10 protein-coding genes and 1 pseudogene are annotated in these 14,903 nt (G+C 44.6%); 5 read left to right on the forward strand and 6 right to left on the reverse strand.

The annotated features are described in order from the left end of the window. The first annotated feature begins 124 nt into the window (after nt 1–124). On the forward strand, nt 125–1,375 hold the full coding sequence (locus AC2VDX_RS17170; protein ID WP_378183636.1) for an FIST signal transduction protein: 1,251 nt from the start codon (nt 125–127) through the stop codon (nt 1,373–1,375). A 182-nt stretch (nt 1,376–1,557) separates the two neighbouring features. Here AC2VDX_RS17170 and AC2VDX_RS17175 read toward each other — a convergent pair whose 3' ends face one another. The 4 genes from AC2VDX_RS17175 to AC2VDX_RS17190 all read right to left on the reverse strand — a co-directional run bounded on the left by AC2VDX_RS17175 (nt 1,558) and on the right by AC2VDX_RS17190 (nt 5,126). After that, nucleotides 1,558–2,352 (reverse strand): acyltransferase, encoded by a 795-nt coding sequence (locus AC2VDX_RS17175; RefSeq protein ID WP_378183639.1) that lies wholly within the window; start codon nt 2,350–2,352, stop codon nt 1,558–1,560. A 122-nt stretch (nt 2,353–2,474) separates the two neighbouring features. Further along, the gene (locus AC2VDX_RS17180) at nt 2,475–3,233 is read right to left on the reverse strand and encodes an acyltransferase (protein WP_378183642.1); all 759 of its coding nucleotides are present in this window, start codon (nt 3,231–3,233) and stop codon (nt 2,475–2,477) included. Nucleotides 3,234–3,754: 521 nt separating this feature from the next. Further along, on the reverse strand, nt 3,755–3,883 hold the full coding sequence (locus AC2VDX_RS17185) for a hypothetical protein (protein WP_378183644.1): 129 nt from the start codon (nt 3,881–3,883) through the stop codon (nt 3,755–3,757). 142 nt (nt 3,884–4,025) lie between these two features. After that, complete coding sequence (locus AC2VDX_RS17190) at nt 4,026–5,126, reverse strand: metallophosphoesterase family protein (protein WP_378183647.1); 1,101 nt, start codon at nt 5,124–5,126, stop codon at nt 4,026–4,028. 462 nt (nt 5,127–5,588) lie between these two features. Here AC2VDX_RS17190 and trmB point away from each other — a divergent pair, with 462 nt between their 5' ends. Continuing rightward, nucleotides 5,589–6,224, forward strand: coding sequence for a tRNA (guanosine(46)-N7)-methyltransferase TrmB (gene trmB, locus AC2VDX_RS17195; RefSeq protein ID WP_378183650.1), 636 nt, complete (start codon nt 5,589–5,591; stop codon nt 6,222–6,224). Nucleotides 6,225–6,313: 89 nt separating this feature from the next. On the opposite strand, the gene AC2VDX_RS17200 is transcribed toward trmB, so the two are convergent. Beyond that, nucleotides 6,314–7,930 (reverse strand): dolichyl-phosphate-mannose--protein mannosyltransferase, encoded by a 1,617-nt coding sequence (locus tag AC2VDX_RS17200; RefSeq protein WP_378183653.1) that lies wholly within the window; start codon nt 7,928–7,930, stop codon nt 6,314–6,316. A 90-nt stretch (nt 7,931–8,020) separates the two neighbouring features. Here AC2VDX_RS17200 and AC2VDX_RS17205 point away from each other — a divergent pair, with 90 nt between their 5' ends. The 3 genes and pseudogenes from AC2VDX_RS17205 (at nt 8,021) to AC2VDX_RS17215 (ending at nt 13,825) form a co-directional block, all read left to right on the forward strand. Continuing rightward, nucleotides 8,021–8,365: a hypothetical protein gene (locus AC2VDX_RS17205; RefSeq protein WP_486928211.1), complete on the forward strand. Its 345-nt coding sequence runs from the start codon at nt 8,021–8,023 to the stop codon at nt 8,363–8,365. After that, nucleotides 8,335–8,985 (forward strand): annotated as a pseudogene (locus AC2VDX_RS17210) (solute carrier family 23 protein); the annotation flags it as partial. The gene AC2VDX_RS17205 and the pseudogene AC2VDX_RS17210, both read left to right, overlap by 31 nt. Nucleotides 8,986–9,319: 334 nt before the next feature. After that, complete coding sequence (locus AC2VDX_RS17215) at nt 9,320–13,825, forward strand: ATP-binding protein (protein WP_378183656.1); 4,506 nt, start codon at nt 9,320–9,322, stop codon at nt 13,823–13,825. Here the strand turns inward: AC2VDX_RS17215 and AC2VDX_RS17220 are convergent. After that, nucleotides 13,822–14,891, reverse strand: a protein-coding gene (locus tag AC2VDX_RS17220) for an ISKra4 family transposase (protein WP_378183658.1) whose coding sequence is annotated in 2 segments (ribosomal slippage) — nt 13,822–14,735 and nt 14,735–14,891 — 1,071 coding nt in all. Because the reading frame shifts where the segments join, the coding sequence is not laid out codon by codon here. The two genes, AC2VDX_RS17215 and AC2VDX_RS17220, sit on opposite strands and share 4 nt — an antisense overlap. Between the last annotated feature and the right edge of the window lie 12 nt (nt 14,892–14,903).

A 14,903-nucleotide genomic window follows, 5' to 3' on the forward strand; every position in this document is an offset into this window, starting at 1 on the left:
GTGTTGAAGTGATGGGACTCTACAACCTGTGCCTTGCGAGTGTTAGGGTAATAATAATGCTTTGATACCCTGCCAATCGACCCAAGAGCATTGGCTTACAAAAGCGCATTTTTGTGTAATCCCTATGGCTAACCAGATCAAGTGGACGAACGCCTTATCAACCCGTCCGTCTTTGGAAGCGGCAGTCGCGGAAGTGGTTGAACGCACGACTCTGGCGTTGCAGGCACCGGCTGATTTGGGGCTGGTGTTCATCTCGTCTGCCTATGCGAGTGAATATTCGCGGCTGATGCCATTGTTGCAGGAACGACTTAATATCAAAGCGCTGATTGGCTGTGGTGGCGGCGGCATCATTGGCATGAATTCGCAAGACGAAGTGCAAGAAGTCGAACGAGAACCAGCATTAAGCCTCAGCTTAGTTCATCTGCCTGGAGTCAATGTTCGCGCTTTTGAGATTTCTAGCGATGCTCTGCCCGACCTGGATAGCTCACCGGATAATTGGGTAGACCTGATTGGCGTATCACCCGCTGATGAACCCCAGTTCATCTTGTTAGCCGATCCTTTCTCTTCCAAGATTAATGACTTACTTCAAGGACTGGATTTTGCTTATCCAGGGTCGGTGAAAGTGGGGGGACTGGCTAGCGCTGGCAGTTTGGGCAGCAACACGGGTTTGTTTTGTAACTACCAGCTCTACCGTGAAGGAACGGTTGGCGTCGCTTTAAGTGGCAATATTGTACTGGAAACAATTGTGGCACAGGGCTGTCGCCCGATTGGGAAGCCTTATAGGATCGCGAAAGGAGAACGGAATATTCTTCTGGAACTGACTCCCCAAGAGGATAGTGCCGATGTGAATGACTGTGGCGGGAAATCTGGGACGCCTCTGGAAGTCTTACAGGATTTAATCGAGAATTTGAGCGAGGCAGACCGACAGTTGGCACAGCATTCGCTGTTTGTGGGCTTGGTGCGGGATGAATTTAAGTTAAACCTGGAGCCGGGAGATTTTCTGATCCGCAACTTACTAGGGGTAGATCCCAGAGTGGGGGCGATCGCAATTGGCGATCGCGTCCGCCCCGGTCAGCGCATGCAATTCCACCTCCGAGACGCCCGCACCTCCGCAGAAGACCTGGAACTCCTCCTCCAGCGTTATCAAAAACAGGCACCCAACGATTCTCCATCTGCCGGTGCCTTGATGTTCTCCTGTTTGGGGCGAGGAGAAGGGCTTTATGGGCAGCCCAACTTTGACTCCGAGCTATTCCGTCGCTATCTAAAAGACATCCCACTGGCTGGCTTCTTCTGTAATGGTGAAATCGGCCCCGTGGCAGGCAGCACTTTTCTACATGGCTACACCTCAGTCTTTGGTATCTGTCGCCAAGCTTAAAATGATGCATTTCAGATAATTGGGAATTGAGAAAAAGTTTGGAGTTTTGATCCTTGCTCAAGCGTATAGTTTTAAATTTTGAATTAAAGAATTTTATTCAACCTCAAAACTTAACACTCATCCCTCTTCTGACCGATTACCAGTTCCCCAATTATCTGCGATACCAATCAAACAAAATTGTCCTAGACTCTAGGGAAGTCTCTTGGTTGAAGAACTCCAACTTTTGCTGAATTATCAGCAATCCCATTTCGCCTCGAAATAACCTTCGCAGGCACACCCACTGCCACCGAGTAAGAGGGAATATCTTTGGTTACAACTGCGCCTGCACCGATGACACTGCCCTTACCAATCGTGACTCCATCTACTACTGTTACTTTACTACCCAACCAACAGTCATCTTCGATCGTAATTCCCTTGCAGTTGTAGCCTTGGCTGATCATTGGGCGTGTGGTATCTTCAAAGTTATGATTGCTAGCATAAATGCTGACATGGGATGCAATTAAACAGTCTTTACCAATTTTTATTTTCTGCCCAGATATACAAGTGTATGGGCCAACGTAAGTATTTTCTTCAAGCTCAATATAGCCGTCTTCTAAAACTTTGATATCTACGCCTCGATCGAGGCGTACTCGATTTCTTAGACAAATTGTACTGCTTTTTCCCCCAGCATATAGATAAACATTCTGTCCTAGATATACCTGATCTCCAATCCTAATCTGACTCTCCTGGTCATAACTTTGTAAGAGAGTACCGCGATAAATTTTGGTTTTATCCCCAATTTCAATACAACAAGCACGGATCAATTCTACACCCGGTTGAATCAAAACAGAGGTGCCTATTCGCCCTAAAATAGTGCCATACAGATGGTTTCGCAACACTAAACCTAGCGATAAGGGAACCCATCCAAGTAATGTAATTACTAAAGATTCTTTTCGGCGATTCCACTGTGAAGGATAAAGGTTATTTTCAAGGCTCATTACTATTTCCCTCCAAAGCTGACTTTTTTTTTACCTGATATCGAATTATTTTTAGCAGGAATAAACTTTTCGCGCGAAAGTAGTATGGCTGGCTCAATACAGTCTTCGACATGATTAGAGTTTTAGAAGTCTGTAACTTGAACATCCACCTGTTTTGCTGAAGGTTTGCTAATAGTATTTCGCTGAGAAATGACTCTAGCAGGCACACCCACGGCAACTGAGTAAGAGGGAATATCTTTGGTTACGACTGCGCCTGCGCCGATGATACTTCCCCGACCAATCTTGACTCCATCAAGCACTTTTACTCCAGTGCCTAGCCAACAGTCATCTTCGATGGTAATTCCTTTGCAAGTGACTCCTTGCTTCCATATATAAACTGTAGGATCTGCAAAGTTATGATTGTTGGCATAAATTCCTACGTGTGATGCGATTAAACAGAATTTGCCGATTTTGATATTACCGGGGCCACCTAAACAGGTATAGGGAGAAATATGTGTGCGTTCACCAATCTCAATATGACAGTTACCTCGTTCGGTAACATTAATATCAACACCGCGATCGAAGCAGACTAAATCTCCCAGAGAAATCTTACTGTTTTGACCGCAAGCGTTGAGGCGAACGTCTCGAAGAAGTTTGACATTGTTTCCGATTTCAATACAACTAGCACCGAGAAGTTCAACCCCAGTTTGAATGTATAGAGATTTGCCTACCCGACCCAAAATAGTGGGGTATAGTAGTCTCCGCAGCATCGTCCCCAGAGGTCGTCGAATCCCCCCGATTAAGGTCATCAATACAGATTCTTTTATCCGCGACCAACGTGAAGGTACTTGAGATTTTTGTACTGAGGATTGAGGTTTTTCAGCACTTATGTCGATACTCATGGCAAATGCACTCCAAAATCATCTTCTTAACTAAAACTCAGTACTTACGCAACATCACCACATCTGAGGGCAACCACAAGGGGATTGCCCCTACAAAACGCTATATGTATAAGCTTTGTGTAAGTCCTAAAACTAATACTTGATGATTTGTGGGAGTAACTATCTTTCGAGCAAAATCAGTGCGGCTTAACCAAATGAACGTTGTCTTTGATTTCAAGTCATTAACCTACGCTAGCGATTGAAGCCGAGATCCTAGAAAAAGCTGGAGTTCTACTAATCACAGTCATGCCAAAAGTGATGGTAATAGATACAACAGACTTTTGCTAGAATTAGTTTCTAATTTGTGCAAGTCAAAGGATCTTAAAAGCCTAAAGATTTGGCTTTAAAGATAGTTACTATGAGCAGGCAGAGTTTTCAGTTGCACCTGCATAAATTCTAGGAAAAGCAGGAAAATCGACTTAGTTATTTTCCAATGCGATCGCCCACTCGTTTGGCATCGCCTCTAAATCGCTGTGACTAAACTAGGGCGGGGTATCTCCAACTTCAGCCATCACGTTGAATTCCACCATCGGCGCAAACAACATGGCACTTCCGCGATGGCTATGACGACTTTCTTCTATCCAGTTTCGTTGGTCTACTGCTAAGGTCACGATGTAGAGCGTGGATTTAGAGACTTATATCTAGACTGAAAATAAGCTTAAGCAATGTTATGACACTTTAGCTGACACGCTACTGAAGGTAAAGATTGAACAGCATCTTACTAAGGGTAGATCAAAGAGCTGGTGAATTAGGTTATAGAGATAAAGTTGTGTAATTGTCGATGAGGGCGGGGGTGCCATCGGGAGCGATCGCGCCAAATGACTCGAAATAGCGCTTTGCGACTGGGGGGAAGTGGGAGAAATCAAATAAAGCATCCCCATTGGCAACATCTGCCCAGAAATAGCGCAAATTGGGAGCGAGTCCCTCTGCCTCTGCCATCGGAATATTTAAGGGTGGCTCAGTCAGCAACTTGAGCATGAAAGGAAGAGAGCGATCGCCCATCCAATCTCGTGAGAACTGTGGCAGCGTCGGGAAATGGGGGACAGATTCCACCCGATGCGACTCAATCTGCAAGGATTTTCTGCCTTGGTTATCGGTGCGGAAGTTCAAGATGCGGTAGGGATGAGGATAGCTAACTAGAGAACCTGTGGTGATGTCATAAACACCGCGATCGCTAGCAATATCCTGAATATGCAAATGCCCTGTAAAAATTAGATTTACCCCCGCCTCCCGGAGCATTTGCAACAGCACTGGCGCATTCTCCAACATATACCGACGCCCTAGCTGGTGGCTAGATTGTCCGGGTAGATGCTCGACGACGTTGTGATGCACCATCACCATCACCAACTCGTCATCAACCTCTTTGAGCCGTTCTTGCAGCCATACCAACTGAGCATCATCCAAACGTCCTACCTGTTTCCCGCGATCGCTAAAATTATTGGAATTCAGCCCAATTAAACGCACTCCGGGTAAAATTTGACTCGTGTAATACAGACGCTCTGGATTCTCGTAGCCAAACTGTTGGTAATAGTGGGGAAACTCTTGGAGTCCAATAGTGCTATCAGTGGGTAGTAAACTGGGTACATCATGATTCCCCGGCACCACGTAGGCTGGGAAAGGTAGCTTCAAGAGGCGTTTTTGCAGCCAAGCATGATTTTCTGGTTCCCCATCCTGCGTTAAGTCTCCCGGTATCAACAGAAAATCTAAGTTGAGTTGTTCCAGATGTCTCAGTACAATCTCCAATGCTGGGATACTGACTTCTACCATGTGAAAACGGCTGGGATGATCCGTAATCGTGTTAGGAAGTGCGATGTGTAAGTCGCTGATGATAGCAAAACGAAAATTGAGACTCATAGCGCCAACGCGAAAGTGGATGCGGGAATGTAATAATAGCGATCCCCGTCGATCATAACCTTTGCTACATTCTCTTACGCAGGCGAATCAGTCAGGGAATCGCCAAGTTCGCATCAAAACCTAACCCCCCAACCCCCTTCCCTGCTTTACCGTGTACACATATCTTTCATTAAGTAGCAAAACGTGATTGATCCCCCTAAATCCCCCTTAAAAAGAGGGACTTTGGCTTGATTGCCCCCCTTTTTAAGGGGGGTTGGGGGGATCAAAACGGGATTGGCAAGTTCAAAAAGACTTGTGCGTACACGGTAGCTTCCCTGGTAGGGAAGGGGGTGAAATTCGCTCCGGAGGCTAAAATCTTCCTGTTCCTGCTTAAGAGTAGGAGAGGGTTAGGGAGAGGTAAAAACTTTGTGTTGAATGATATTTACCTACTGAATCGCTAACATCCAAAAAAGGAGTTTCATTTTGTCACCCGTCCGAGTTCGCCAACACGTTAATCCACTTTCCTCCAAGTATCAAACGCCGGTAAATCCTCCCGACTGGCAGAAAATTTATGCCGATCCGACAAAGCCGCTGCATTTAGATATTGGTTGCGCTAAGGGGCGGTTTTTGTTGAAGATGGCGACTGTAGAACCCAATTGGAATTATCTAGGTTTAGAAATTCGAGAAACGTTGGTAGAGGAAGCCAATGAATGGAAACGGCAGGCGCAATTAGAAAATCTTCACTACTTATTTTGTAATGCCAATAACTCATTAAATCCTATTTTGAGTTCCTTGCCAGTTGGTGGCTTGCAGCGCGTCACAATTCAATTTCCCGATCCGTGGTTTAAAAATCGACACGCCAAACGCCGAGTGGTGCAGCCAGAAATGCTAGAAGTTCTGGCAAAGTACCTGGTTAGTAGAGGAGTGGTTTTTGTTCAGTCAGATGTTGAGGTGATCGCAGTGGAAATGCGCGATCGCTTCTCCTCTTCCCCAGCCTTCCAAAGGCAGGGAGGTGACGCCTGGTTAGACACTAATCCCCTGCCAGTGCCAACCGAACGCGAAATCACTACCCTTTCTCGCGGGGAACCCGTTTATCGCGCTTTATTTATCAGAAGTTGAATTTTGAGGGTTGAGTATTTTAATGGTGAGATTAATGATGTGAAAACTAGGGAATTTTCAAAACTCATCCCTCAACCCTCAAAACTTTCCTAAACCCAATTGGGCACCCACTGGCGCAACCAAGACGGCAAATACCGAACATTGAAGCGCGGTATCAAGATTTGATAATCCCTTAGAGATAAGGGCAAACCTAAATAGATTGGCATCCAGAACACAAAAGCTGCCAAGATCGTAAAAATTACCGTCAGGGCGATCGCTCTTAACTGACGCGCCGGACTTTGCAGCCAGCCATCGACAATCCAGGCAAGTGCCAACCCCGCAAACACAGACGCCCCCATGTAATGGTACAAAAACGTGCAGCGAGTCACCCGCACCCAAGGCAGCACATTCGCTAGCCAATTCAGAACCAAGTACAAAGCAATCCAAGTTGAGGCGCTTGGGGTAAATTTCCACCCTTTCCCAGTCAAGAAGTGTTGAGCTAGCAAAAACAGCAGCAGTAAAATTGCCACCGTTGAAAGCCACCACAGAACTGGGTTCCCCATCGCGTGAACATCGTAAATCACGTTACCTATCCCTTTCGGCAAAGGCGGGAATTCGGGTACCGTCGCACTCGTATTTTGAGCCGTTTGGTAAAAGTACGCCACCGGGCGCAGCATCAACAGCCAGGTGTACCATCGGGAGCAGTAAGGATGAATTTTAGGGCCATCACCTACCCGTTGGTGATATGCCAGAATTTGCCTTTGCACCTCCCAAAATCCAAATTCTGGGTTGAGTTGAATGTGAGGAATCCAAATAACGGCGTAAAACAGGAATGGGATGATTGCTAAATTTACTAAAACGTGCAGTAAATTCAGCTGTGTCAGGTTTTGCAACGGTGTCAGAGTGAGGAGTGAGGAGTTAGGACTGAGGGCTGAGGAGTTAGGAGTGAGGACTGAGGGCTGAGGGCTGAGGACTGAGGAGTCAGGAGTTAGGAGTGAGGAGTCAGGAAAAAATCTCCTCTGCTCCTCTGCTCCTTTGCTTCCTTTGCTTCCTTTGCCGATTGCCTGTTGCACCCATTGCATCGCCCAGGCAAAACCCCACATAAAGTATGCCCCTAACAGAAACCACAAGCCATTCCACTTGATAGCCACTGACGCCCCGAAAAAAATACCGGCTAGCGCTAGCCAAAACCAGCGCCGCATGGCTTGATTAGCGAGTCCTAATAGGAAAAACCACTGCCCCAGCAGTCCAAAAATCACTAGATAAACGTTATTCAGGGCATAGCGCGACTCTACCAGGAATAAACCATCGGCGGCGGCAAAGATAGCAGCGATTAACGCATAGCTGCGCCGATAAGTTAGTTGATAGGCTATTCCCCCCAGCACTAAGGGAATAAATGAGCCAGTCAGCGCATTTAGCCAACGGTAACTCCAAGGGGAATGCAGAGAACCCGTCAGCCCGTTCATCGTATCTTTCCCAAACGGCAAGCGATCGCCTATCCATATCCCCACGGCGATGATGTACTTACTCAAAGGGGGATGCCCATCAAAAAAGGGAGTCCGGGTTAAATAGTTGTTGGCAAACTTCGCATAGTAAACTTCGTCAAACACCAAAGCATTAAATCGTTCCAGCCCCCAAAAGCGCAGGGCAAGCGAAACCAAGAATACGCCAGCCATCCCAATCCAGAACCACCGTTGGCTGATAGAACGTTTGTTAAACAAGAACATAGAAATCCGCTCAAACGCTTCAAGGCATTTCCAAACTGTGTAGCATCATCCCAAAAATTTCTCAATAAAACTTTACTCTGAGTAGAGTGCGTGTCAGACAAAAAAATGAACGAGGATGAGTTGAGCAACGAAGTCGTTGCGAGTCGCGGATCTTCTCCCCCGCCAAAGGGGTGGCAAGGTGCGATAGCGAAGCGCAGAAAAAGTCAGTTCGCCCGATTTTTTAAATTTGAGGAATTCCAAACCAACTTTCGCACCGAAGTGTTGGCAGGCGTGACCACGTTTATGACAATGGCATATATTCTGGCAGTCAATCCGGGGATTTTGTCAAATGCCATTTTTCTGGAACAACCGCAGGATTTATTTGGGGAGTTGGCGATCGCAACGGCGATTTCCAGTGGTCCGGAGATTTGCTCGGTCAAGCTTTCCAGGGGTTGAGTCAGATTAACCAAACCAACATCTGGAATTTAATCACCGTCACCTTTGTCTTTCTGTTCATCGCTCTCTTCGACACCATCGGCACCCTCGCCGGTGTCGGCACCCAGGCAGGCTAAATTGATGAAAATGGGGAACTGCGCCGCGCTAGTGAAGCGCTGATGGCAGACGCCGTGGGAACCACCGTGGGGGCAATTCTGGGAACTTCCACCGTCACTACCTACATTGAGTCAGCCGCTGGTGTCTCGGAAGGGGGACGCACCGGGTTTACTGCCGTTGTCGTCGCCGCCTTATTTACTTTGTCGATATTTTTTATCCCTTTGTTGGCAGCAATTCCCGCCTTTGCTACAGCACCCGCACTGCTAGTTGTTGGCGTCTTGATGGCGGGAAATGTTCGTCTAATTCGTTGGGACGATCCCGCCGAATCAATTCCCTCATTTTTGACCATTCTCCTGATGCCTTTGACCTACTCAATTGCCGAAGGTTTGTCAATTGGTTTTATTACTTATCCACTGATAAAAACGTTTCAAGGTAAAGCACATGAAATCAGTTTATCCGTGTGGATTTTGGCTGGAGTATTTGTGCTGAGATTTGTATTTATGGCTGTAAACCCTGCTATGTAAAAGTAAGGAGTCAGAAACTAGAAGGAACTCCATTTCTAAATCTCTTCGCAAAAAAATGCTTTTTTGAACCACAAAGGCACTAAGACACCAAGATCAAGAACTTCGTGTTTCCTTAGTGCCTTTGTGCCTTTGTGGTTAATCTTATCCAAGCGCTTGCGTCATCAAGCCGGGTGCTGGGAAATGCTAACTTGTATGTCTGAATATTGAGCTTTATTTAGGCTTAGAGAATTTGTTGGGATGTCTGGGAACTATAAATCAAGCGGCGAATTATCCTTACTTTTAGGGATTCCCCTAAATTCATGCCCAGTTGACGCTACCCATCGTTCTTACAAAAATGATTCTTACCCTTCCCGGTTACGAACTTGTTGAAGCCCTACATGAAGGCATCAATACTGTTATTTATCGTGCTTCCAGGCAGTTGGATGAAACTTCAGCGATCGTTAAAGCGCTCAAAGCCGAGTATCCCACCCTGGAAGAGCTAACCCGATTAAAACATGAATATAAAATCTTAGAAACGCTAGTAAATATAGAAGGAATTGTCAAGCCCATAGCGCTAGAAAATTATCATAACGGTCTAGCACTTATCTTGTCAGATTTTGGGGCAATCTCTCTAAAAAATTATATTAGCGATCGCTCTTTAGAATTAAGCGAATTTCTAAACATAGCCATTCAGCTAGCATCCACGCTTGCTCAACTGCATTCCTACCAAATTATTCATAAAGATATCAAACCTCACAATATCCTCATTAACCCAGAGACAAGGCAAGTTAAAATCATCGATTTCAGCATTGCATCGCGCCTAGAAAGAGAAAATCAAACGCTTGGCAACCCCACCTTACTGGAAGGCACCCTCGCCTATATGTCACCGGAACAAACCGGGAGAATGAATCGGTCGCTTGACTACCGTACCGACTTCTATTCTCTAGGCGTCACCTTTTATGAAATGCTCACAGGTGAATTGCCTTTTAATGCTACCGAACCGCTGGAATTGGTACACAGCCATATCGCTAAAATGCCACTGCCACCTCATCAACTAGATTCGGAAATTCCAGAAGCAATTTCCAATATTGTAATGAAATTATTAGCTAAAAATGCTGAAGACCGCTATCAAAGTGCAGATGGTTTAAAGTTTGACTTAGAAATATGTCTGATGAAGCTACAGACTACCGGAACGATTTCTGACTTTATTCCCGGCAGTGCTGACAAAGCAGGTCAATTATTAATACCTCAAAAAATTTATGGTCGTGAGGTGGAAGTTGCTACCCTGCTAACTACTTTTGAGCGCGTCTCTGATGGGACGGGAGAAATGATGCTTATTTCCGGTTATTCCGGAATTGGTAAAACTGTTTTAGTCAATGAAGTTCACAAACCCATTGTCCGGCAACGGGGATATTTTATTGCGGGTAAATTCGATCAGTTTAAGCGAAATATTCCTTATGCTTCCCTGATTCAAGCATTCCAATCCTTAACTCTGCAACTGCTGACCGAAGGCGAAGCAGAAATTCAAATTTGGAAAGAGAAACTCTTAGCTGCTTTAGGCGTTAACGGGCAAGTCATCACAGACGTGATTCCCGAAGTCGAACTGATTCTCGGCAAACAGCCGCCCGTTCCGGAACTTGGGGCAACTGAATCGCAAAACCGTTTCAGTCGGTTATTTAAACAATTTATTGGTGTATTTACAACTAAAGAACATCCGTTAGTTGTCTTTCTGGATGACTTGCAGTGGGCAGATTCGGCATCGCTGAAATTGATCGAACTGCTGATGACCGATAGCAAATATCTATTGCTGATTGGGGCGTATCGAGATAACGAAGTTTTTCCCACGCATCCGACAATTCAAACGGTTGACAAGATTCGACAAACGGGTGCGACGGTGAATGATATTTTACTTGAACCTTTACAACTGGTTAATGTCGAAGAATTTATCGCCGATACTTTAAATGAATCTGTTCAGTCAAAACCGCTAGCGGAGTTACTTTTCAACAAAACTCAGGGAAATCCGTTTTTCTTAACTCAACTGCTCAAAACACTTTACCAGGAAGATTTGCTGGGTTATGACTTACACTCAGGTGAGTGGCAGTGGAATATTGAGCAAATTCAGGCGATTGGCATCACCGATTATAATGTTGTCGAGTTGATTGCCAGAAATATTCGCAAACTGCCGGATGAGACGCAGAAAGTATTAAAACTAGCTGCTTGTATTGGCAACACTTTTAATTTAGAAGTCTTGAGCGTTGTCAATGAAGAATCCGCCTTAGTTACTGCCGTACAGTTGTGGTCTGCACTTCAGGCAGGTTTGATTTTACCCCTAAGTAATGAATATAAAATTCCCCTAGCATTTACTCAGGAGGAATCGGGAGGGATTAGTTTAACGGATGTCAAGGTTGACTACAAGTTTTTACATGACCGCGTCCAGCAAGCAGCTTATTCTCTAATTCCTGATGAGGAGAAGAAAGCAACGCACCTAAAAATTGGTCAATTACTGCTGCAAAATACAACGCCTGAAGAACGAAAAGAAAATATCTTCGCTCTAGTCAACCAACTCAATTATGGGACTGATTTACTTACAACTGAAAAAGAAAAATATGAACTAGCTGAACTTAATCTTATTGCCGGTCAGAGAGCCAAGGCAGCAACAGCGCACGATTCCGCAGTCAAATATTTGCAAGTGGGTTTATGTCTTCTGGGGGTAGATAGCTGGGATCGCTATGAACTGACATTACCACTGCATGAGGAAGCAGCAGAGGCAGCATTTCTGAGTGGTGATTTTGACGCAATGCAGAGATTCGTTGAGGTAGTGCAAAACCGCGCTAAAACGCTACTGGACAAAGTGAAAGTTTATGAAGTCCAGATTCAAGCTTATGCCTCTCAAAACAAGCCGCTAGAAGCAGTTAATACGGCGCTAGAAGTCTTAAAGCTATTGGGAATGGGATTTCCCCAAAAAGTGAGTTCCTCAGATATTGGGCGAGCATTAGAGGAAACTGCTTCAATTTGCAGTGGTAAGGAACCCTCGGACTTAATCAACTTACCTCCAATGACAGACCCTGATAAACTAGCAGCTTTGAGGCTTCTGTCACGCATATTTGCTTGTGCCTACATTACTGCACCGGAATTGTTACCCTTACTGATTTGTAAACAGGTCAATTTATCTGTCCAATATGGAAACGCTTCTGTGTCTACTTTAGCTTACTCTAACTATGGTTTAGTTCTGTGTGGGGTAGTAGATATCGAGCGGGGATATCAATTTGGTCAGTTAGCTTTGAATCTTGTTTCAAAATTGCATGCTAAAGAATTTGAAGCTAAAGCACTCTTTGCGGTCAATACTTTTGTCCGGCATTGGCAAGAACACCTGAAGAATACCTTAGAATCTTTGCGTTTAACTTACTCTAGCGGTTTGGAAACCGGAGATTTAGAATATGCAGGCTATGGTCTGGAGGTGTACTGCTATCACTCCTATTATGTTGGTAAGCAACTCGTTCAACTGGAGCGAGAAATGGCAACCTTCACAGATTCCCTTAGAAAAATTAAAAATGAAACAGCACTCAATTATCTCAAAATTATTTGGCAAGTTGTCTTAAATATGACAGGGATAAATGATAATCCCTATCTATTGCAGGGTGACGCTTATAACGAGGAGGAAATGCTACCGATTCACCTGCGAACTAATGACCAAGTAGCACTTCAACGTATACATTTGCACAAAATTATATTGGGTTATTGGTTTGAAAATTATTTACAATCGCTGGAAAATATTACCCATTTAGAAAATTATTTTAGCGCACTTAAAGGGCAGATAGTTGTTGCTATCTTCTATTTCTACGATTCTCTGGTGCAGTTGGCAGTGTACGCCGATAATTCACAGTCAGAGCAACAGGACATTCTCGATCGCGTCCAAGCTAATCAAGAAAAGATGCAGAAATGGGCGCATCATGCCCCAATGAATCATCTGCACAAATTCTATTTAGTAGAGGCAGAAAGGTATCGTGTTTTAGGGGAAAAAATAGAGGCAATCGAGATGTACGACAAGGCGATCGCTCTTGCCAAAGAAAACGAGTATATCAACGAAGAAGCCCTAGCTCACGAACTCGCTGCTAAATTTTATCTGTCATGGGGTAAAGAAACCATTGCCAAAACCTACATGACGAATGCTTACTATGCTTATATCCATTGGGGCGCTTTAGCTAAAGTCAAGCATTTAGAAGAAAAATACCCACAATTAATTACGCGATCGCCTGTTGTTACCGAAACCCCTTTCGACCATACGATGACAATTGCCTGTTTGACCACTACAGGCGGTCAAACAGGGTTGCTAGACTTGGCAACTGTAATGAAAGCCTCTGTTGCCATTTCTGGCGAAATTGTTCTGTCTGACTTGCTTGACAAATTAATGAAAATATTGATAGAAAACGCTGGCGCTGAAACTGGTGCGCTTATCCTATCAAAAGAAGGTCAATTTGTCATAGAAGCGGTGGCGACTAAAGATGAAGTCCGAGTGCTGCAATTACCAGTATCAACTTCTAGGCAATTGCCTGTCTCGGTACTTAATTACGTCACTAGAACTCAGAAAGATGTCATTTTAAATGATGCTAGTCGAGAGGAAATATTTAACACCGATCCCTACATTACTCAACACCAACCAAAATCTCTTTTGTGTACGCCCATTATCTACCAAGGGAAATTAATTGCTCTGGTTTATCTGGAAAACAATTTAACTGCTGGCGCTTTTACACTGAAGCGGGTGGAAATATTGCGACTGTTATCGGGACAGGCTGCGATCGCGCTGGAAAATGCCCGACTCTATAACAAATTAGAAAACGGGAGCATCCCACTTTTTATTTAGCGAGCAAAGATTAATCCATTAAGATAAGCGCAGCGGTGAGCAAGGACTTGATGAACATTCTCAATGTTCCATTGTGCCCCAGAAATTTTAGTTCGACGGTCAATCTGTTTAACAGTAGATTCAATCGCACCAGAACCAATGGAGCAAATTTGCTCTGCTTGATAATACTGATAATTAATTATACGGTGTCGATGTTTCTCAAGATAAGCACAGAAATTTTCACCTTGCTTAAGCTTGCAGTCAGCAAAGCAGGCGATCGCATCATCAACTTTTCCTTTCCAGAGAAACTCCTTGGCAGTGTGTATTCTCTGCATTGAACCACCAACCTTATAGAGATTTTCCATTAAATGAAACCAATCAAGTATTTCACGGCGCTCTTGAGAGGGCATAAACTCGCGGATAATGTTCCAAATGCCATCATGTCCGTCTCCAATACATGTGAGAATAGAAGCCAAGGGTTGGTTGTTGACCCAATCAATTACAAGATTATTTTCTTGAAATGAAGCTGCCATAGCTTGTAAGTTGTGTAAGCGGACTGCTTTGTAACCTTTCCAGTCACATGGTTTACCGATAGGTGTGCGGATACGGATATTTCCTCCATCAACACTCAATTCCTCAACCGTTGATTGTGCTTCTGGGAATTCAAAATTTTGACGATGTACCAGTCGCTGTTGCACACTTTTGGGGACTTCTATCCCCGTGGCATATTTTACATCTTCTGCTGCACGTTGGTATGATACCGAAGCGCTCGCTCTTAAACAACATGCTTCTAAATATGGGCTTAACTGACTATGGGGTTTAAGTTCCAGGTTTTGTGCTTGAGAACTCGTAATTGGCAGTTTCCCGATGATACTTTTTACAACTCGAAAGTGTCCTGTGTTTTCTCCTGTGACATTTTCGATAAAAAAACCCCTACTTCTGGCATGAAATGTTGCTGCATTTGACTGCGTACTACTTCTTCGATCTTCCCTAAGCTTGTTAGTTCGTTGATGGGGGCGTTTTTGTAGAGGATTTTAGCGATCGCACGAGTATGTTCGATTAAAAGTTGGCTTTCTTCTTTAGTCATTGCGGTTCCCAT

The organism is Coleofasciculus sp. H7-1, from assembly GCF_057473865.1.